At 41.5% G+C, this 21,616-nt stretch carries 18 protein-coding genes and 1 pseudogene; 10 read left to right on the top strand and 9 right to left on the bottom strand.

The window, feature by feature from the left end; all coding sequences use genetic code 11:
- Positions 1-273: 273 nt before the first annotated feature.
- The 4 genes and pseudogenes from cysK (at position 274) to GQR89_RS08630 (ending at position 3,401) form a co-directional block, all read left to right on the top strand.
- The gene (gene cysK, locus GQR89_RS08645; RefSeq protein WP_158769674.1) at positions 274-1,236 is read left to right on the top strand and encodes a cysteine synthase A; all 963 of its coding nucleotides are present in this window, start codon (positions 274-276) and stop codon (positions 1,234-1,236) included.
- A gap of 112 nt (positions 1,237-1,348) precedes the next feature.
- Entirely contained in the window at positions 1,349-1,801 is a 453-nt protein-coding gene (locus GQR89_RS08640; RefSeq protein WP_158769673.1) for a hypothetical protein, read from the top strand.
- 125 nt (positions 1,802-1,926) lie between these two features.
- Positions 1,927-3,102 carry a winged helix-turn-helix domain-containing protein gene (locus GQR89_RS08635; RefSeq protein ID WP_158769672.1) on the top strand — a complete coding sequence of 392 codons (1,176 nt, stop codon included), beginning with the start codon at positions 1,927-1,929 and terminating at the stop codon, positions 3,100-3,102.
- 35 nt (positions 3,103-3,137) lie between these two features.
- Positions 3,138-3,401, top strand: a pseudogene (locus GQR89_RS08630) (DUF3703 domain-containing protein).
- A gap of 192 nt (positions 3,402-3,593) precedes the next feature.
- Here GQR89_RS08630 and GQR89_RS08625 read toward each other — a convergent pair.
- Positions 3,594-4,016 (bottom strand): CBS domain-containing protein, encoded by a 423-nt coding sequence (locus GQR89_RS08625; protein WP_158769671.1) that lies wholly within the window; start codon positions 4,014-4,016, stop codon positions 3,594-3,596.
- A 507-nt stretch (positions 4,017-4,523) separates the two neighbouring features.
- Here GQR89_RS08625 and rrtA point away from each other — a divergent pair.
- The gene (gene rrtA / locus GQR89_RS08620) at positions 4,524-5,111 is read left to right on the top strand and encodes a rhombosortase (RefSeq protein WP_158769670.1); all 588 of its coding nucleotides are present in this window, start codon (positions 4,524-4,526) and stop codon (positions 5,109-5,111) included.
- Positions 5,112-5,262: 151 nt separating this feature from the next.
- Here rrtA and hpf read toward each other — a convergent pair whose 3' ends face one another.
- The gene (gene hpf / locus GQR89_RS08615) at positions 5,263-5,619 is read right to left on the bottom strand and encodes a ribosome hibernation-promoting factor, HPF/YfiA family (protein ID WP_158769669.1); all 357 of its coding nucleotides are present in this window, start codon (positions 5,617-5,619) and stop codon (positions 5,263-5,265) included.
- Between the two features lie 392 nt (positions 5,620-6,011).
- On the opposite strand from hpf, the gene GQR89_RS08610 reads away from it, so the two are divergent.
- The 5 genes from GQR89_RS08610 (at position 6,012) to GQR89_RS08590 (ending at position 14,656) form a co-directional block, all read left to right on the top strand.
- Positions 6,012-6,647 carry an SDR family oxidoreductase gene (locus tag GQR89_RS08610; protein WP_158769668.1) on the top strand — a complete coding sequence of 212 codons (636 nt, stop codon included), beginning with the start codon at positions 6,012-6,014 and terminating at the stop codon, positions 6,645-6,647.
- A gap of 460 nt (positions 6,648-7,107) precedes the next feature.
- Positions 7,108-8,628: an aldehyde dehydrogenase family protein gene (locus GQR89_RS08605; RefSeq protein ID WP_158769667.1), complete on the top strand. Its 1,521-nt coding sequence runs from the start codon at positions 7,108-7,110 to the stop codon at positions 8,626-8,628.
- 64 nt (positions 8,629-8,692) lie between these two features.
- Positions 8,693-10,786: a 4Fe-4S binding protein gene (locus GQR89_RS08600; RefSeq protein WP_158769666.1), complete on the top strand. Its 2,094-nt coding sequence runs from the start codon at positions 8,693-8,695 to the stop codon at positions 10,784-10,786.
- A gap of 157 nt (positions 10,787-10,943) precedes the next feature.
- Positions 10,944-12,089 (top strand): nitric oxide-sensing protein NosP, encoded by a 1,146-nt coding sequence (gene nosP, locus GQR89_RS08595; protein WP_158769665.1) that lies wholly within the window; start codon positions 10,944-10,946, stop codon positions 12,087-12,089.
- Entirely contained in the window at positions 12,086-14,656 is a 2,571-nt protein-coding gene (locus GQR89_RS08590; RefSeq protein WP_158769664.1) for a PAS domain-containing hybrid sensor histidine kinase/response regulator, read from the top strand. The genes nosP and GQR89_RS08590 overlap by 4 nt, the downstream gene beginning before the upstream one ends.
- Here the strand turns inward: GQR89_RS08590 and GQR89_RS08585 are convergent.
- The 7 genes from GQR89_RS08585 to GQR89_RS08555 all read right to left on the bottom strand — a co-directional run bounded on the left by GQR89_RS08585 (position 14,653) and on the right by GQR89_RS08555 (position 21,473).
- On the bottom strand, positions 14,653-15,309 hold the full coding sequence (locus GQR89_RS08585; RefSeq protein ID WP_158769663.1) for a response regulator transcription factor: 657 nt from the start codon (positions 15,307-15,309) through the stop codon (positions 14,653-14,655). The two genes, GQR89_RS08590 and GQR89_RS08585, sit on opposite strands and share 4 nt — an antisense overlap.
- Before the next feature lie 502 nt (positions 15,310-15,811).
- Positions 15,812-16,969, bottom strand: a complete 1,158-nt coding sequence (locus GQR89_RS08580) for a porin (protein ID WP_158769662.1) — start codon at positions 16,967-16,969, stop codon at positions 15,812-15,814.
- Between the two features lie 295 nt (positions 16,970-17,264).
- Positions 17,265-18,593: a DUF3422 family protein gene (locus GQR89_RS08575; protein WP_158769661.1), complete on the bottom strand. Its 1,329-nt coding sequence runs from the start codon at positions 18,591-18,593 to the stop codon at positions 17,265-17,267.
- A 29-nt stretch (positions 18,594-18,622) separates the two neighbouring features.
- A complete protein-coding gene (locus GQR89_RS08570; protein ID WP_158769660.1) occupies positions 18,623-19,363 on the bottom strand; it encodes an ABC transporter ATP-binding protein in 741 nt (246 codons plus the stop codon).
- Positions 19,356-20,222, bottom strand: a complete 867-nt coding sequence (locus GQR89_RS08565) for an ABC transporter permease (RefSeq protein WP_158769659.1) — start codon at positions 20,220-20,222, stop codon at positions 19,356-19,358. The genes GQR89_RS08570 and GQR89_RS08565 overlap by 8 nt, the downstream gene beginning before the upstream one ends.
- The gene (locus tag GQR89_RS08560) at positions 20,206-21,216 is read right to left on the bottom strand and encodes an ABC transporter substrate-binding protein (protein ID WP_158769658.1); all 1,011 of its coding nucleotides are present in this window, start codon (positions 21,214-21,216) and stop codon (positions 20,206-20,208) included. The genes GQR89_RS08565 and GQR89_RS08560 overlap by 17 nt, the downstream gene beginning before the upstream one ends.
- Before the next feature lie 71 nt (positions 21,217-21,287).
- Complete coding sequence (locus GQR89_RS08555) at positions 21,288-21,473, bottom strand: hypothetical protein (RefSeq protein ID WP_158769657.1); 186 nt, start codon at positions 21,471-21,473, stop codon at positions 21,288-21,290.
- Between the last annotated feature and the right edge of the window lie 143 nt (positions 21,474-21,616).

The raw sequence follows: 21,616 nt of genomic DNA, 5'->3' as shown, positions 1-21,616 counted from the left end.
CTCACAACTGTCATTAATTATGCAATAGTTAACCCTGTGATAAGGTCAATTACCAATGAATAATTCTTAGTGTTAACTATTTCCATAAGATATAGCGAAATAGCACTTTGAATTTGGCCAACTCGCCTTAACCTTAGTAACCTTATGCAGAAGGTAATCGACAGACCTACGGTATTAGACAATAAGTGCCATTAACTAAAATGTACAAATTTACGTTTGAGCTATAAAGGCGTATCCAATTAGGCACCATCACGACACCAGAAAGGAAAATATATGCAAGTTTATGACGACAATTCCCTCACTATCGGTAGAACACCACTGGTTAAATTAAACCGTGTTACTGGCGGCAACGTCTATGCAAAAATCGAATCCCGCAATCCAAGTTTCAGTGTAAAATGTCGTATCGGCGCCAATATGATTTGGGATGCTGAAAAACGCGGCATATTAACCAAAGACAAAGAATTAATCGAAGCAACCAGCGGTAACACGGGTATCGCATTGGCGTTTGTGGCCGCAGCACGGGGTTATAAAATCACCTTGACCATGCCAAGTTCAATGAGTTTAGAACGTCGTAAATTGCTTAAAGCATTAGGCGCCAACCTAGTATTGACCGAAGCAGCAAAAGGTATGAAAGGCGCTATCGCAGCCACAGAAGAACTAATGGCATCAGCCCCTGGTAAATACGTTCCGCTTGAGCAATTCGAAAACCCAGCAAATCCTGAAATTCATGAGAAAACCACTGGTCCAGAAATCTGGAATGACACAGACGGCACAGTAGATGTTTTTGTTGCTGGTGTAGGCACTGGTGGTACCATCACCGGTGTTAGCCGTTACCTTAAAAGCAAAGGTAAAACCATTACTTCAGTTGCTGTTGAACCGACTGATTCACCTGTAATTACTCAGGCCAAAGCGGGACTACCACTCACTCCGGGACCGCATAAAATCCAAGGGATCGGTGCCGGCTTCATTCCCGGTAACCTAGATCTAGACATCGTTGATGCCGTCGAGCAAGTAACTAACGACGAAAGTATGGAGATGGCGCATCGACTGATGAAAGAAGAAGGGATCTTAGTAGGAATTTCTTCTGGTGCAGCAGTAGTAGCAGCCAAGCGCTGGGCAGAAAAACCAGAAAACGCCGACAAAGTTATCGTTGTATTACTCGCAAGCGCCGCTGAGCGTTATTTGAGTAGTCCATTGTTCGCCGGTGAATTTGGCGATTCAGAAGAAGTTCAATAGGCATATTTAAGTCTGCTTGAATTTCTGTAAAGGGAGGCATTTTGCCTCTCTTTTACTTTGTACCGAACGCAGGTACACTTGCCTCTGCCATACCTTTATCTGCAGAGCCTTCATGACATTACTTCATCCGCTACATTTGCTTGTCTTATTGTTTTCCCTATTCCTTATTAGCGCCTGTGATGGCCCTAAAAGTACCGGTGCTGGTAAATATGGCATGATGGACAATAATATTCCTGAATACGCAGCCGTGGAATTTTTCTCTCATATATACGAAGATAAAAATTTGAATGGTGCATTGAAATTTGCTAGTCCGAAGCTATCCCGATTAATGAAATCGTACCGAATCAATCGTAACGTGCAGCGTCACGTATTAAACATGCCATACGATAAAGTCGAAATTAAACCTAAAGCTGCTAATGCTGGGCGAAATGAATTTGCTAAAGAAGCCACGGTTTCATTGTTTTTTGAGGGCACCTTAAACGGTCAAATTATCAAAGATTTACGTGTGGTGAAACTAATACGTACCAAAGATGGCTGGAAAGTTGACGAAGTCAGCGTTGAATAACATTAGGTTCTCGACCCCTGCCTAACGTAACAATCCTTTAATCTGGTTCTACAAACTGCTGTACAGTTTTATTACATTAATAATTGTGCATAGGCATTTATATCCAGTGACCATATAGAGTGAACATGGCTGAATCATTATCCCTACAACAAGCCAGAAAATTAGTCTTACACGCCCAGCGGCTCCCTACTACGCCCCCTAAAGGTAATGCAATCACTGCAACTTTAAATGCACTTGAAGCGATGAGTTATGTGCAAATAGATACCATCAGTGCGATTGAGCGTGCTCATCACCACACATTATGGAATCGTAACCCCAAATATCAGCCGCATCATCTTGAACAACTCGTCGAACAAAAACAGGTATTTGAATATTGGTCTCACGCAGCTGCCTATTTACCGATGCGCGACTATCGATTTACGCTTGTGCGCAAAACCGCCTTGAAATCAGGAGAGCTGGATCACTGGTATCCGCGCAATCCAAAACTGATGGCTCAAGTACTCTCGCGCATAAGCAATGAAGGGCCCTTAAAAGCAAAAGACTTCGATAATGCCCCTAGTAGTTTAAAAAAAACCAAACCAGCTGATTGGTCGAGTAAACCTGCTAAGCAAGCATTAGAGTACCTGTTCATGCAGGGTGATTTGATGATAATAAGACGAGAAAATTTTCATAAAGTTTACGAGCTTACTCAACGCGTATTACCTGATAGCGCCAATACGTTACTGCCAAGCCAAGAAGAATACTCACGTTTTTTAATCACCCGTTTTTTACAAGCTAATGGAATAGGTCAAGCCTCTGAAATCGCTTATTTACGTAAGAATACTAAAATAAGCATTCAGCACCATCTGAATGTTATGCAAGAGGAAGGTGCATTAATCGCACTCGATGTTGCCGGTAAACGCTACTTTTGCCTTTCTGAGCATCTCGATTCGTTGAATATGCCCCTAAGACGCAAAAAGTTGCATATTCTATCGCCGTTTGACAACTTGCTAATACAACGTAAACGTATGCAGGCCCTATTCAACTTTGATTATTTGCTCGAGTGTTATTTACCTGAAACAAAAAGGCAGTATGGCTATTTTTCATTGCCGATACTGTGGGATGCACAATTGGTCGCTAGAATGGACTGCCGTGTAGACCGAAAACGTAAGATATTGCATATTCACCATCTAGTTTTAGAACTTTCATTGAGAAAAAAAGTAAAGGCATTTCATTTAGCTTTAACAACAGGTTTGAAAGCGTTCCTAACACTTAATCAGTGTCAAGATTTTGTCTTGCACAAAACGACCCAATTATCGTAACGTACTTTTCAGGTAACGTGCAAAAGGTGGCATAAATGAATGGACGATTTAACGAGAATATTCGGTTTAGTATTTTGAAAGAACTTGTTTTGTCCCATAAATTTCGAAGTAATTCAGACTTTCAACAAGAGTTTATCCATTTAGAAAACGCTCACATACTAGGTCAGCAGTCAACGTACTGACATACGAAGGTGCATGTCTTAATGTTACTTTGGGCTAGGCGCCAAGCGAATAAAAAAGAGTTTATCGGCCAAATTATACGTATAGCCGAGGCGTTTACAAAAACGGCCGTCGGTTAGGTTCCCGAAGGCAACACGGGAGGCACTAATATTAGCCTCTTCAAGGTACTGCATGTAAATCCTAAGCACGCCAAAGCTATTGCCCGCGCAAAAGATCTGCGTTAAGGCTATTCATTGAACTTTAGACCCTGTTTAATATACATACTATTCAATTTCTTTTAGGTCGCCGTATACCTGTGTCGAAAAATGATATTAGGCATGCTTATTTAATTGGTTACTTTCAATAAATTTGAATATATCGCGCCAACTCAAGATACCAACAGGACGGTTGTCTTCATCAACAATAGGTAAACACGACACAGCGTATTGATTAAAGGTTTTAATCGCTAACAACAGGCCACTTTCAGCGGATAAGGTTACCGGATTACGGGTCATCACTTGGTGTACTCGCTTGTGCAAACACGCTACGTCTTTGGCAGTTTCTGCAGAGGTGCCCAGTGTAGGACTGATGGCTTTTAAGAGATCTCTATCCGATAGTACACCCACTAACTTGAGCTCTTCCACAACTAACAAATGATGGAAATTATGGTGCTCAAACAAACCTATGACTTGCGCTAATGTGTCATCCATTTTTATCGTGACTATATCTGCTGACATCATGTATTTAATTTGCATAACTTGCGCCCCTTCGTTGCTCATCAGTCGTTGCTATAATGAAAAATACGCTTGGCATACATTGCCTCTATCAAACTTTGAGTATACGTAAAATGGACATTTAGTGATCTGTAACTACCCTCAACTTCTTGTGTGGGTACCACACACCACTTTACCATTTTAATTTAAACAACGTGTAATCCACTAATTCGATCATCCATCTTAACCACATCCCCCTTCTTTGTTCGAGGTCGTTTTGCGATGTTAGGCAACAAATCAATCGATTATTACCTAATCAGCTAAAGAGTAATTTTTAACAGATGAAGGTTCGCGAACAGATCATAGTATGATCATGAAACAAATTATGTCATTCGTCGTTCCTTTAAGGCATATACATCAATTATTTATATGCGCAAATCCTATTTCATGTAGTGTCCTAGCCACACTCATGACATGGCCAACACATCTGGGTAAGATGACGTCTTTCAAACCCTTAATATTTCATCCCGATCTGAGAGTCCCTTTAATATGTTAAGACTGCCCTACGCATGGACACATTCCCTCGGCCCCATACTCGTATGCGTGATAGCCACTATGCTATATATTGCTGAGCCTACCAGTAACATGTGGCTTGCCTTTGACCGAGACTCAATTGGACAAGGTGAATGGTGGCGATTACTGACCGGGAATTTTTTACATACTAATCTGAATCACTTATTACTCAACCTTGCCGCTGTCGTTCTTTTATGGACCCTTCACGGTCAGTATTACCAAACCTTGCACTACTTAATGATGATCTGTATCTGTGGAATTGCCGTCAGTACCGGCATTTATTATTTAGACCCTCAATTGCAATGGTACGTAGGGCTTTCAGGCGTGTTGCACGGCATATTTGTATGGGGCGCATATCAAGATATAAAACACGGACTCGTAAGCGGATGGATATTAATGGCCGGGGTCTGGGCGAAAATAGCCAACGAACAGATAGCAGGAGCAAGTAATAGTGTAGCGGTTTTAATCGACGCGAATGTTGCAATTAATGCTCATTTGTTTGGCGCATTTTGTGGATTAGTAATGATCATATGTGCACTTATCAAGCAGCAAAAAAATAACTAAGTTAATCGAGTTATCACTTGCCATTTAAATTATCTTGCCCTCAACCAGGGGCCTATTTTTCTCAACCTAATAGGTTTGCAGCTTCACTTAGCATACAAAAAAGCCGCTCAATTGAGCGGCTACATTAATTTCATTTAATAAACGAAATGGACTAGGTTAAATCCATTTCTTGAATAATTTCGTGGGCTATATCAGGTGTAGTACATTCAGGTTTTTTATGTAAATCACCTTTCAACTGACCTTTGCGATGTTTCAGTGCCGCATCCAACTTTTTGGCTGCCTTAGAAATTGCGGGATACATCACAGAATTTTCAGCTGATGCAGAGATCCGAGTGCCTTCATATTGAGTGGTTATCTCAATAACATACTCGCCATGTTCTTTTGAAATAATGATATCCAAAGCAATTAGCGTTGGGAAATGAGATGCTAACTTAGAAAATTTTTCGTCGACGTGTTCTTTTACGGTATCGCTTAAATCTACATGGTGACCTGAAAGATTTATTTTCATAGGTTTTCCTTTTGAATTAACGTTACTTCTTTTCTTAACTGTACTTATTACGGTACATCTTCTTGGCACTAATAATAGAGCTTGGGGCAGCGTATTAAAAAACAAGTATTTCGCATGGGAATTTGCGTTTACTTACTACTACATAAACTATCTGCTTATTTAAAGCGCAAAATGTGTATTAACCACCCGATTAAATTATTTTCCTCTTCCCTATGTTCTTTATCGCATATATCAGCGTACAAACGCTAATAACCTCTTTATCATTGAAATGAAATTATAAGACCCCAGTGTTATTAGCCAATGAGCAAAAATATGTTCAGCCCAATAAAATCATACCGTCAGCATAAGCGGTTTGTTTACACGAGGAATATTAGACTTTAGGAGAATGACAAATGAATAAGACTTTAATCATAGGTGCAAGTGGACAAATTGGCAAAATGACCACTCAAAAAATGCTTAATAATGGTCAAAAAGTAGTGGCCTTAGTACGAGATAAGTCTAAGTTAGCAGACATTATCGACGATAAGTTGACTATCGTTGAGGGTGATTTAGAGCAAGATTTTAGTCACGCATTCAAAGACTGCGATCAGGTTATTTTCAGTGCAGGTTCCGGCGGCAGCACAGGCGCAGACAAAACCATGCTCATCGACTTATGGGCAGCATGCAAAGCCGCAGATTACGCCAAAAATGCCGGTGTATCTCATTTTGTTATGGTTAGTTCAATTGGTGCTGACAACCCTGCGCAAGGCTCGGACAAAATGAAACCGTATTTGGTAGCGAAGCATATGGCAGATGAACACCTTATTCAAAGCGGCCTGACTTACACCATCATACGCCCTGGCAGTTTAACCGATGATGACGCAAAGAGCGGCTTTCAATCGGCAAAGCCTGATAGCAAAGATAAAATGACCATTACCCGAGAAGATGTGGCAAGTGCCCTCGCCTACGTAGTAGGCAACAGTACCCTTAACAATAAAATATTTGAATTATTTAACGGTGATAAAACGTTGGAAAAAACATTAGTTTAAATTGGATAAACCATTTATGTCTTTATAAGGTTCGGTTGGCTTATCAACCGTAACCGCTAAACTTTTGGACCCTCGTAATTAGCGAGGGTTTTCTTTTTCATTTATCTATAACATGCCGGATTAATTTACGTTCTTAATTATTCACGTATTGGATTAGGTTGAAGTAATACACCTATCAACCAGCAAGGTTGCAAATACTGATGACGAGAATGTTAACCGGAGGAATGTAATCGTTAAGTTTACGGGTATTCCCTCCTCCTCTATTTCTGCCCTCACGCCCCCTATAGACCTAGTTATTACTTCTAAAGTATGAGTTTTTCTGTGCAAAGGGAGCATAGCGCCCATGCACTCGTTACCTCTATTCTAGCAACAAGAATAACGCATTGGCTTTCACCCTTTTGGGTCTGATGTTCAACCAAGCTAATCGCAGAACTTTTCAGTCAATGATACGAGGTACACTATGATTTATGCAAACCCCGGCAGCGCTGATGCTGTAATAAATTTTAAAGCACGGTATGAAAATTTTATCGGTGGTGAATGGGTAGCCCCAGTAAAAGGCGTTTATTTTAAAAACCTAACGCCGGTAACAGGTAAAGATTTTTGTGAAATTCCCCGCTCGAGCGCAGAAGATATCGAATTAGCATTGGACGCAGCCCATGCAGCCAAAGTAGCTTGGGGCAAAACATCGGTTCAAGATCGCTCTAACATGTTGCTTAAAATAGCCGACAGATTAGAAGAAAATCTCACTATGTTAGCGGTAGCTGAAACATGGGATAACGGTAAACCAATCCGTGAAACATTAAATGCCGATGTACCGTTAGCCGTCGATCATTTCCGTTATTACGCTGGTTGTATTCGAGCACAGGAAGGCACGCTCTCACAAATTGATGACGACACAGTTGCATATCACTTTCATGAACCGCTTGGCGTAGTTGGTCAAATTATTCCATGGAACTTTCCTATTCTAATGGCTGCTTGGAAACTCGCGCCGGCGTTAGCTGCGGGCAATTGTATTATCCTTAAGCCAGCGGAACAAACTCCTGCCAGTATATTGGTATTGGCTGAACTCATTGCTGATTTAATTCCACCCGGCGTATTAAACATTGTTAATGGTTTCGGTAAAGAAGCAGGTGAAGCGTTAGCAACAAGTACCCGGATTGCAAAAATTGCGTTTACTGGTTCAACCGCTGTAGGTGGACATATTTTAAAATGTGCTGCTGAAAATTTGATCCCCTCAACAGTTGAGCTAGGTGGTAAATCACCTAATATCTTCTTTAAAGATATTACCAATTACGAAGATGACTACCTTGAGAAATGTGCTGAAGGCTTCGCCCTAGGCTTTTTTAACCAAGGTGAAGTCTGCACCTGCCCTTCGCGAGCGTTAGTGCAGGAAGATATTTTCGATGAATTTATGGAATTGGTTTTAGAGAAAACCAAAAAAATCGTCCGGGGTAATCCGTTAGATGATTCTATTATGGTCGGTGCGCAAGTCTCTAAGTTACAGTTCGATAAAATCATGGGCTATATCGACATAGGCCGTAACGAAGGCGCGAAAGTGCTTACTGGTGGTTTTACTGAAAAACTAAACGAATCAATCGACAATGGTTTCTATGTTCAACCTACTATTCTAAAAGGTGACAATTCGATGCGGGTATTCCAAGAAGAAATTTTTGGCCCCGTAATCTCGGTCACCACGTTTAAAACACCAGAAGAAGCCTTAGCGATAGCAAATGACAGTGCATATGGTTTAGGTGCAGGTGTTTGGACGCGAGATGCAAACTTAGCGCATAGAATGGGCCGTGGGATAGAGTCTGGTAGAGTATGGACAAACTGTTATCACCTGTACCCTGCTCATGCAGCTTTCGGTGGCTATAAAAAATCAGGTATTGGACGTGAAACGCACAAGATGATGCTTGACCATTACCAACAAACTAAAAACTTGTTAGTAAGTTACAGCACTTCACCGCTAGGCTTCTTTTAAGCTGAACTTGTATCAGCCGCTTGTATATCTGCAAGCGGCTTAAAGAACAAGATCCGAGAGTATTATGTGGTTAGCCAAGCAACTTATATTTTCAAGCTACAAAGTTAGTATTTTGTTGCTTTGGCTTTTCTCTTTTCACGTTAGTGCAGATGACACTGCAGTCAGTGTTCCTGCTGATATCGCTCAGCTATTCCCCAGTGCGACACGCATCGGTACCCAAGACGCAGATATAGCAATTACCCCCGTATATCAACTCAACGAACTACTTGGTTATACCTTTGAGTCGGATGATTTCACGCATTTTATCGGCTTTTCAGGTCAGACTATCAACTTGCTTATTGGGCTAGACACACAAGGCGTCATTAGCGGCATAAAAGTCCTCAGACACCATGAACCTATTTTCTTACACGGTTTAGGTGAAGACGCCATGTTTGGCTTTATTGAACAGTATGTAGGCCACTCAATAAAAGAGCGCTTTATTATCAACAGTCGGGATAAACAGTCTTTTGAAGGAACCTACTTTGATGGTGTAACCCGCGCCACTATTTCAATTTTGATCATCAACGATACCATTATTGCCTCAGCATTAAAGGTGGCAAGACAGAAGTTAGACGGCTTTATAGCGGCGCAACCCAATCAGATCAATCCAACATTTTTTGAACCATTGACGTTCGAAAAACTCATTTCCAAAGGCTACATTTATCATTGGGTTGTCAGCACAGAAAGTGCCTCTGGGATAACGAATAGGCTATCCGACGCAGTTAAAGAAATCGCTCAGGATCAAGATGACTTTATCGATATCTATTTTGGTTTTGTTAATATACCTATCATCGGTAAAAATCTTTTAGGAGAAGGTGAGTATCAACGTTTACTAGAAGAGTTATCTCCTGGTGAGCACGCCTTGATGTTTTTTAATAAAGGGCAATATTCATTCGTAAGCGAGCAATTTGTACCACAAACTATCTCAAGTAGATTAAGCGCAGAACAAGGAGGGTTTCCGGTTGATGTACGAGATATCGATTTCTACAGTTATTACGATCCTAGTTTTGCTATCACTATGCCTGAGTTCAATGACCAACGAGTTTTTCGTATAAAGTCCCAATCCGGGTTCGATATCAGCCGCCCCCTTACTCTACAGCTATCAGTTGCCTATAATTCATCATTTTTAAGTAAAAAAGAACACGCATTTAAATATAATACAGCCCCAAAAGAAGCACTTTTTGAAGCCTCTCCACTTGATAGCAATCTAACAAACAGCCAACCTTTGTGGCAAAAAATTTGGTTGCAACGGCAAATAGAAATTGCGCTAGTTAGTCTGTATCTGGTATTCGTACTTTGGATATTCATCACCCAAAAAACGTTGGCCCGTAACCAAAGTCGAGTGCATAAAATCCGCTTATTCAGCCTAACATTTGTGATATTTTTCATTGGCTTTCATGCCCAAGGTCAACTCTCAGTAGTAAATATTTATACGTTATTATTAGCGCTGAAAAGTGGATTTAACATATCGGTTTTCCTACTCGATCCTGTTATTTTCATTCTTTGGGTATTTGTCTTTGCGACCTTATTTTTGTGGGGAAGAGGTGTATTTTGTGGTTGGCTATGCCCTTTTGGCGCGCTGCAAGAATTCGCGGGTCTGCTAGCCACCAAGCTGCGTATACGCCAAATTAAGGTATCTCATAAACACCATAAATTGGCGCAAAAATTAAAATATCTCATTTTGATAGCGTTAGTAGCTTGTTCGTTTTATTCACTCACTTTAGCGGAAAAGTTAGCTGAAATTGAGCCTTTCAAAACCAGTATCACCCTTAACTTTGTTCGCTACTGGCCATATGTTTTATATGCCACTTTGCTGCTGGGAATAAGCCTCAAAATCCATAAATTTTACTGTCGTTATGTCTGCCCGTTAGGTGCAGGTTTGGCTATACTCGGACGCTATCCTTTTTTTAAGTGGTTAACTAGGCGCAAAGAATGTGGCTCGCCCTGTCAGCTTTGTCACAGTAAAAAATGTGCCATTGATGCCATCAAGCCCACAGGTGAAATTGAATATCAAGAATGCATCCAATGTCTAGAGTGCTTAGTTACGATTGAGAACCCAACGCTTTGCGTAGTCGATAAATACAACAAGAAGCCCATACGCGTACGTGCTGTTAAATGACAGGAAAGATGTAAAAACCATTTAATTATCGCGTGAAGATAAGCAAGTACAGTGAATCGCTTTGGAATAAACTTTTAACACTATATGATTAGGCTAGTATCGGTCGAACACCACATTATTTTGTCCCGTATAACGATAAAAAGAACAAGGTTAACAAATGTCAGATGTAAAAACAGTCACAGCTATTAGCAGATCAGAAGATCCGTCCATAGCGAGCCATGAATTACGTCAGCAGTTGTGCGATTCTGACATCAGCTTTGTTTTATTTTACTGCTCTTCTATTTATCCTTTAGATGATCTCGCCCTACAAATGACATCCGCATTTACAGGTATTGATGTTGTGGGTTGTACCACAGCTGGCGAAATAACACCTAATGGCTATGAGCAGCACTCAATTATTGCGATTGGATTCTCGTCTAAATACTTTGCCATTAGTGCTCAAATTGTCGAGTCGATGGAGAAGTTTAGCCTTATTGATGCGCAAGAAACCGTAAATAAATTGACTGAAGCCTGTTACTTAAAAAAGCTTACACCGATTAAAAGTAACTCATTTATCTTGACCCTGTTGGATGGCTTATCATCTGACGAAGAACAATTTTTAGTAACGCTCAACTCTGCTTCTGCTGGCATACCCCATTTTGGCGGCTCAGCTGGGGACGACATTCATTTAGCAAAAACCCATGTATTTTATCAAGGCTCGTTTTTTCAAAACGCCGCCATCGTTATCATGGTCAATACAAAATGTGCATTCGAAGTGTTTAGTTGTAATCATATTAAAGAACCCATCAGTAAAGTGGTTGTCACCGCCGCCCATGCAGAAAGTAGAACCGTGTATGAATTAAACGCTGAACCTGCCGCCCTTGAGTACGCCAGACTATTAAATGTGAAAGTTGAAGATCTCAGTCCCGCAGTATTTGCACTGAATCCTCTGGCCGTCAAAGTCGGAAGCCAATATTACATTCGCGCCATACAAAAAGTGAATGAAGTAGATCATAGCTTAACGTTTTACTGCGCAGTGGATGTGGGCATTGTACTGAGCACAGTTGAAATGGATGATATATTCTCCACTCTCAATGGAGCGTTGAGCCGGATGGTCTCAATATATGGCGAGCCAGATTTAGTATTAACCTGTGATTGTTTTTTGCGTCGTTTGGAAATTGAGCAAAGGGGCCTGCTCAGCCAAGCAAAAACCCTACAAGAACGCTATAACATCAGTGGTTTTAATACCTATGGCGAACACATTGATGGCACCCATCTTAATCAAACCTTTACTGGGGTATTTATTGCTCGAGGTGACGGATGACTGAACGGGATATTGCGCTAGAATTACAGCAGTTAAAGGCTGAAAACAGCAAACTAAAAAAAATTAACGAAGCATTAATTTCTCGGGTCGAACAAGGTGGAGGTAATCAATACGCTCCTTACGCAGCGTTCGAGCATTCAGTCCATTTGGCTGAACAAGTCCGCGAAAAAACACAAATTCTTAATGAAACCCTCGCAGAGGTCGAGCATAGCCATCGGGCCCTGAAACAAGCGAATGAGCAAGCCAATATTTTCAGGCAACGATTTATTGATGCCATCGAGAGCATTTCAGAGGCATTTGTGCTGCTTGATCGTGATGGGTTAATCTTGTTGCAAAACTCAAATTTCGCTAATTTCTGGGGCAAAACTGGCATTTCAATTCAAGAAGGTGCCAACTTTAATGATTTAAAAGAGCGCGCTAAAGCGAGCGGTTTTATCAAACGAGCCACCCCTGGTAGCGAACAGAATAGTCCCGTATACCAGTTATCTGATGGAAGATGGTTTCAGCTCAACGAAAGGCGTACCAGTGAAGGTGGTTGGGTGATGTTATACACCGACATCACAGAAATAAAACAAGCCGAATCAGCCCGCTACGAACAAGGCATGACTCAGAAGTCACTGTTGTTACAAAGCTTAATTGATAATTTATCCCAAGGGGTTGTCTTAATCAGTAGCACGAACCAAATCGAAGTATGGAACAATCGATTTGCACAAATGAGCCAATTATCCCCTAACCAGCTGCGTTCAATGCCCTATTTCCAACATTTAACCAATCTAACCGAACTAGATTTAGGCGTTCACCCACGCAATAAAGATGGTTTTGATGTGCAGATATTATCTAACGGCACGGTACTGGAGATCCGCGATCATCGGCTTATCAACGGTAAGCTTATTAAAACCTATACCGATATTACCGTACGCCACCGCTATGCTGAATCTTTGGAGAAAAGTGAGCGCTGGTTAAGATTGATCACCGATAATGTACCAGCAATGATCGCCTATATTGGCAGTGATTTAAAATTTCAGTTTACCAACCAAGTGTATGTGAACTGGTATGGCTGGCCTCAAGGAAGCTTAGACGGTAAATCTATTAAAGACAGTCGCGTTGATTCCGATTACGAGCAGCTAAGGCCCTACATAAAACGCGCCTTACAAGGTGAAAGTCTCAGTTTTGAAATAGCCGAAAACGACAACGCCGGAGATGCGCGCTATTTATTGAAATCTTATGTGCCTAATCGCAGTAGCGACGGCGCAGTACAAGGTTTTTTTGTATTGGTAAGAGATATTACCGAGCGAAAACGTAACGCGGTAGCCTTGCAAAAAGCCCACGACCAACTAGAAGTGAGGGTTGCCGAACGTACATCTGAGCTTAAACTGTTGAACGACAAATTGTTGGTAGAAGCAGAAGAAAGACGACTCGCCCAAGTCAACCTGACCAATGCAAAACGAGAAGCTGAGTTTGCAAACGTCTCTAAAACAAAATTTCTAGCAGCCGTAAGTCATGATTTATTGCAACCGTTGAATGCAGCGCAACTCTTTACCAGTTCACTGGCTGAAGAAGTGCTAGAAGACCAATCAAAATCAGTTGTCAATTCGATTATTAACTCATTAGACGATTTAGAAAACCTGATTTGTACCCTAGTGGATATTTCCAAGTTAGACGCGGGTGTCGTGCACGCCGACAAAGGCATATTCAAGTTATCAGAATTACTCGGCAATCTAACCAATGAATACCAGCAAATAACTCAGCAGTATGGCGTTGAGCTGCGATATGTTCCATCGGACGTAATGGTTTTTAGTGACAGTGTTTTGTTAGCTCGTATATTACGCAATTTTTTATCTAACGCGTTTCGGTACACGGAAAATGGCAAAGTATTGTTAGGCTGTAAACGCCGCGGAGATCATATTGCTATTGAAGTATGGGACACAGGAGCAGGTATTGCTCAAGACCAGTTAAAAGAAATATTCAAAGAATTCAAACGCTTAAAAACCTCCCATACAGCCTTTAGAAATGGTCTTGGCTTAGGATTGGCTATTGTTGATAAAATAGCCGGTGTATTAAAACACGAGATTACCGTTAGTTCCGATCTAGGTCGAGGTTCTGTATTTTCGGTCATTGTGCCGATCGGTGCGCCAAATAACGTCTCACTGCCGCTAAAAGTTCAGCATAACGAGCAAAACCATAATGACTTTCCTGATTGTAAAGTATGGTTAGTGGATAATGATTTAAGTGTTTGTGCGGGCATGTCCCGTTTACTTGAAGGCTGGGGTTGCAGCATTGTAACCGCAGTAAGTCTCGATGACTTACGCACCAAAGTCGATATCAAGCATAGCAAAGTCGATATATTAATGGTTGATTACCATTTAGACTTCGATGAAACGGGTGTAGATGTTGCCCGTGACATTAATGGTCAGCGTGATACACCACTGCCGACCATTATGATTACTGCTAACTACAGCCAATCACTCAAAAATGAAATTAAAAGCAGTAAAATATTATTGTTGAACAAGCCAGTTAAACCGATGAAGTTAAAAACCTCTATGCTTTATCTGTTGCGCAATATTTAGCGTTTTAAGTATTGATTAAAGTCGATGTCGCCGCAACCTACAACTACCTTGACACGATTAGTCGCACCGAGCTTTTTAAGAATTGACGATACATGAGACTTAATGGTCGTCTCTGAGATATGCAAGTTATATGCGATTTGCTTGTTGGCTTCCCCCTTGGTTAAGTGCTTAAGTACAATTAACTCCCGACGGGTTAATGAAGATATTTTTTCAGGGGAAATTTCACATTCATTCGATGGGGTGGACACCGCTTGGGAACGCATAATATTGGGGGGTAAATAGACATTGCCTGCAAAAACACTTTGAATCGCCTCACCAATCACTTTTTTAGAAGACGACTTAGCAATAAACCCCACCGCACCATAGGAGAGCGTTTGAAGTATTTTTTGTTTCTCGGTTTCCGCTGAAACAATCACTACAGGGGTAGTTGGGCATTCATTTCTTACATCAAGCAAACCGTTAAGGCCGGTCATACCTGGCATATTCAAATCAAGCAATATCAAATCAACATCGTCATTGTCTTTCACAAGGGCGAGCGTCGACTCAATATCTTCAGTTTCATAAGTAGTAGAACCAGGAAAGGCTGTACTAATAGTATTGATTATCGCTTCACGGAATAAAGGATGATCATCAGCAACAAGAATTTTATACATGATGTGTAACGCCATGTTTTGAATAGCTTATTCTACCCTAATTATGACCTGCACGACCAGTTTTTTAACGCTTTTTTAACACTTGAAAATACGGCAAAATTTAAACCTTATTCGTGCCAACATGTGAGCTGTTTCTATTAATCTTCTCCTGGTAAAATACACGGGGCATCACCAGAGGAGATACGTCCAGCATCCATTGCTACTTCTTACATTTCGCTACTAATTAAGATCTTTTGCAATGCGTTCACAGATGAAAATTCCATCGTAAACATCTGATAATAGTTAGGGATTTCATCTCCTACCGATGTAAATCGCGTAACGGTATAGGGCACGTCAGCCCCATCTGAAATCCCCATTTTCTGGTGAAAAAATTTAAGGTGTTACCGATAATCCTCTTCGAAAGCGTCCGCGTCTGTGGATTAATACAACACTGTGAGTTCAACGTTTGTCATTATGTGTCCTTGTCATAAGTGGTAAAACTACGCCTATAAGAAAAGTCCCACTAAAAGGTCACCACGGCGCCGATAGATATAGTGTCGTTATCTTCTTTTGTCAGAGCGTCTGTAACATCCGCTTGAGTATGGTTATATTCCACGACCGCGGTCAGGCCTGAACGTATGGTGTTGAAATAAGCAACGCCAGTATTTCTATGTTTGGCATCAAGAATACTGTTGGTGTTTTCAACTTTCGTTTGTCCGTGGGTTAATACAAATCTGTGAGACTCCATTGTATAAGACGCCTGAACCAAGAATCCATCAGTCTCAATGGTTTCATCCCCGACAAATTGATCCAGCCCTGCCACAAACCCCAGTCCTTTGCTACTGTAACCTGATGCCGTCAATGCGATTCCGGCAAATTTAACATTGGCTCCATACCCGACGCCTGACTGATTATCATCTACTCCATCAAGTTCACTCGATTGACTCACACCACTTAACCATGCTTTAAAAGAACCGTCATCAAAGGTTGTGTTGTAAGTTAATTCCGCCTCAAAACGCGGAAGGTCTTCAGATGAATCAGCCGCAGATTTATTCGGATCCATCAAGCCAAGGGCAATTTTGAACCCGTTAATCTCTGGAGAGCGATAAGTAATTTGAGCTTTTGGAAACGGATAGGTATAGCCCGTACTAATATTTCCGAACGATACATTTCCACCGTCGACTAAGCCGAAAAAATCCGATGTTTGACCGAATCCCAGTAACAATTCGTCATTAAGAATATTCGAGCGGTTAAAAAGACCGAAATCTTTACCGAGTAATACTTCCCCCCAGTCTGCGCTGATTGTGGCATAAAATTGGCGAACATCGATAAGTGAACCCGTTCCTAAATCAGCCGGTGAAGCATCACGAAAGTTATCAGAATCATTGATTGATACCCAAAAAGATGAACGCATTTCAATTTTCATATCTGACATTTGATTAGCGAAATTAAAACCCACATTATTGGGTAAAAAACCCATGCGTACCCGAGATTGGTCTCTATCACTCGTCGCGCCAGTTGCATCTGTGTGCTCAATGGAGCTATTGGAGTAAAAGGCATTGACTAAACCGTCGGCACTAAAGCTAAAGCCTTCGTTTTCGTAAACTTCAATCTTTGCATGGCTACTGATACTACATGCGATTGCTGCTGATATGAGTCCGTATTTGATGATGTTTTTCATATTTGTGTTTCCCGTTTTTTTATTATCTTTCAGGGAAATAATATAAAGACGAGCGACATAGCAATATTCGTCAAGCTAACGAAATATCGTGTTATTTAGGATGATAAGAGAGGCGTAGTACTTAAGGAGGGAATCGATTCCCAGATACGAAATTAACATCAATATCGAACAGCTTTGCCCAAGTGATCAATGTGAATAAAATGATTTATTTAATACAAGCTTAGATAGAAGGGTGTTGGTATCAAGGCGCCACAATGACTGGGCAAGGACAACGCGAGAAGGAATGTATTTTATTTCACGCTACTGGCTGTTTCTTAATAACTTTCACCACGAAACGCATGATTAACCAAGTGAAAAGTAAAAATATTGGTACAGCTGCGCCTTTTACAATGGTTTTGTTTGTTGGCAACCCTGTAGAATTAAGTGCATCAAGTAAGTAATCCAGCAGCCCCATCGAATAGTAAACGATGGCCACTATTGATACGCCTTCAACCATTTGCTGCAGGCGCAACTGCACTGCCCCTCTTTGATTAATAGCCTGTAAAAGTTTTTGATTTTGCTGCTCAATGGATAAATCCACACGGGTTCGAAGTAGAGCACTGGCTCGTTCTATGCGGCAAGTAAGGTCGTTCAGTCGATGCGTCAACGCTTGGCATGTCCTGATCCCTGGACTTAACCTGCGTGTTACAAACTCACCAATACCTTCGACTCCACAAATATCTTCTTCTTTTAGCTGCTCGAGACGGGTACACACCAACTCATAATAGGCATTGGTCGCGCTAAATCGATAACTGATATCAGCAATCAGTTGTTCTGTTTGACTGGCTAAACTCGACAAGCTTTCCAACATTTGTCCGTCGTCGTGATGACATACTTGAGCCATTTTTTGATTAATACTAACTAGGCGCTGTTCCATGTCTGCCACTTTAGGCGCTAACCCTCGGGCGATCGGCAGACTAAGCAGCGCCATCATTTGATAGGTTTCAATTTCGAGTAAGCGCTGTATTAGTCGTCCAGCCTGGTATTTGTTTAACGCATGTGACTGAATGTATAAGCGGCCAAACCCGTCACTGTGCAAGCGAAAAGACGTGAACACACTCGCTCGGCCTTTAGCAACGTGACTACCGAGTACTTGGCTACCTTCAAACATTTTCTTGCGTTGCTGCTCGCTCAAAGCTGAATCACAAATAACAACATTAACGGCGCTGACCAACTCGCCAACTAATTCATCAAACCATTGCTGAGGTACGTATTCAATGGCATAACCATCAAATAACCCAGGACTCACACCCGCTCGAATAAAGGTATAACTTGAGAATTCAAGATGACGCTCCCAGCGTATATCAAATCCTTTGAAATGTTGGTAATAACAGCAGGCATCATGTGCTGGGGGGATCACATTGTAACTGGCGCATAATGCACAGAGCTTTACAAACTCTTGATGACGCTCAAGCTGAGAAACTCGCAGAGCAAGATGGCTAATTGAGGTCGAAATAGCAATTTTCGCGCAGGGTCTATTGTGTAATTCCTGGCCAATTTTTTGCCGAAGTTTCGATACGCAAAGCCGAGGTTGGCTAGATTTAACTGCTTGGTTGAATGAGTCTTTGCTAAGTTCAATGGACACTATTGGTTCACAACATTTTCATTGTCATATTAGCTAACCCGCCCAGCAAGCAATTGTGGATGGGATGCCATAAGTTGTGCTTGCCATTTGAGCTCATTAAGGCCAGATTCATTGCGCGGACGGGCAATACTCACAAGCTCTTGATGCACGATACGACTCGGCGATGGACTTAGAAACAGGATGCGATCGGCTAAGTAAATGGCTTCATTCAGATCATGGGTTACAAACACTACAGTGCATCCCTGACGTTGGCAGAATTCAATCAATAACAAACGTAAACGGGCGGCTGTTGGCGCATCCAGTGAGTTAAACGGTTCGTCAAGTAAAAGTAGTTGCGGATTAATTAAAAAAGCTCGGGCAATACTGACTCTGCGCTGCATTCCGCCAGACAGTTGCCGAGGATAATAATGGTCTTTATCGCCTAGTCCTACACTGTGCAGCAGGGCCCCTATTTCTTCAGACGTTGCTGATTCAGCAACAAGCTGCAGGTTTTGACGAACCGTTAACCACGGCATCAAACGTGGTTGTTGGAATATATAGCCAATATGAGGCTTGTTCTCTACCTCAAGCGGTTGTCCGTTTAGCATTATGCTGCCCGCAGAGGATGATTCAAGACCACTGATCATATTTAGCAGTGTGGTCTTACCGCAGCCCGAAGGGCCGACGATCGCCACAAACTCACCTGAGCCTAAAGTGAATTTAATATTTTCAATTACCGTTGTACAGTGAGAAAATTGTTTATCTTCAATGCGCACCTGCAACTCAATCATGGGCAATGCCTCTTGCAATCCACGTATCAAGTGGCCGGAATATCAATGCTTCAATGCACAGGATAATACTGATAAATGCACAGGTGTAGGCCAGTATTCCGCTAATATCAAAAAACTGAAATTGGGTATTAAGTGCAAACCCTACCCCATCGCTGCGACCAAGCAATTCGACAACGAGTACTATTTTCCATATCAGTGATAATCCAGAGCGAGCAGAGGCCATAATGTAGGGATAAAGCTGTGGTAGAAACACTCGAAAAAAGGTCGTTTTAGGTGAAAGGCGATAAACTTTGGCGACGGCGAGTAGATCTTGATCTACCACTCGCGCACCCTCTCGTATCATCACCACAACTGTTGGTACTTTATTCAAAATAACGGCTGCTATTGCAGCACTTTCTACCAAGCCAAACCATATATAACATAACAAAATAGTCACCAAGGCCGGTATATTCAATGCAATGATCAGGGCAGAATCAGCCAGTTTGTTGACGCGAGAATGGGTTCCCATCACCACACCTAGCAACACACCTAACAACATTGAGATAATAAAACTAATAATCACGCGATTTAGCGTAATCAGCAGATTAGCTGCCATATCCCCTTCACTCAGATGAAAATAGATGCTTTGAAGTACCGCTAAACAGCTTGGAAAATCGGGACTCGCTATTAGCAACGCAGCGAATTGCCACACTAATCCTAGACATGCGATGCCAAGTATTTGTTTAACCAACCAGCTTAAACAGGTATTTGTTATAGCCCATGCTTTCACTAAGGTACCCACCCAGAAAAGATGATGAGTTTTTTGACTTGAGCAACAATCGAAGTTACTGGCTTGGTGCAAATCACGGCTGACTTTCATAATCGACTGCTGGTATTAACGTCAGTTTGCTTTCATCCATGGTCCAAAACGTACCCATATCTAATGATGTCGCTTTTCCTACCAGATTTTGTCCGCCTTGTTCTGCTAAAACCGTAAATATCTGTTGGGTGGCATTACGCTCTTTTTCGCCAAACTGATGAAGCAATCCCGCGCGGTAATCACTTTTTAAAGTTGAAAATACAGAGTCATTCTCGACCTTGGTTAATTTTCGTATTTGTTGCCACTGTTCATCTGATGAATATAAAATTTGTTTCGCTTCAAGAGACGCCAACAAAAAACTCTGAATAAGCTGTGGATGCTGCTTCGCCCAATTTTCATCGAATACCCAACCTAACAGCGGAACATCATTAGCAATATTCAACTCTGCTAACATTTGCGGTACCGTAATAAGCAACTTGTAGCCTTGTGTTTTTAATCTAGTTCCGTAGTGCCAGAAGTTAATACCACCATCAAGTTCGCCTCTGCGCATCAATACATTAAGCAAGGCTGGAGATGTAAAGCTTGGAAGGGTTTCTTGCTTAATATCAAAACCATATTTCTTGCGTGAATAGGCTTGTAAGAGCAACCAATTTTTATCAACTTCACCACCGGCAATACCTATTTTAAGCCCGCGCAATCCAGTCACATTGTCAATTTTTGAGTCGCTAGGGACGTATAAACCGCCGGTGGCGATCGAGGTAGGAAATAACGTATAGCTTTTGTGGTTGAAACGTTGGCGATTAACCCACAACCAATCTGTTAAAATGATATCAACGGCATTGCTTTGTAACGCCACAGCAGAGGCGTTCTTACTGGCAAGTGATAGAACATGTAAATTAAAGCCATATTTTTCATCGAGTTTGTTTTGTTTAATAACCTCGACTTCCCAGTTCACTGTACCGTATTTCAATACACCTAAACGCACATTCTGCACGTTGTCCGCCACACTAAAAAAACTGGTGAAAAAAAGTAGAACAGCAAAAAATTTATACATCTTTTTTCTCTGCGTCGCATTAGAATTTTGCCGGATGTTCAATACTGGTGACTGACTACCAGTGACCCGGTTCATAATATTTTATCGGTTATCATCAAGTTAGGTATCTGTTTGGTGGAGCTAACAATCATCACATCAGCTCCACCGGCGATTGTCACTTCAACATCGTCTTCGATATCTGGTTCATTGTGGGCGATTTCAGCAAGCGGTGATAATGTAAATATAGGACGTAGATTTCGTATAGATCGTCGCAACATCGATTAACCCTCAACTTATCCAGTAATGAAGGCTTTATCCTATTGCTAGCCTCACGTTAATTCTTTCCTCCTTTAGTATGACTACCCTCGTCAATTATGGCGGCATCCCTGCCTTTGGTTGGAAAATAGCCGCCTAATGGCGA

The organism is Paraglaciecola sp. L1A13, assembly GCF_009796745.1.
Classification (GTDB): Bacteria; Pseudomonadota; Gammaproteobacteria; order Enterobacterales; family Alteromonadaceae; genus Paraglaciecola.
Note: the sequence above shows the minus strand (reverse complement) of the source record. Positions and strands in the feature narration are given on the sequence as shown.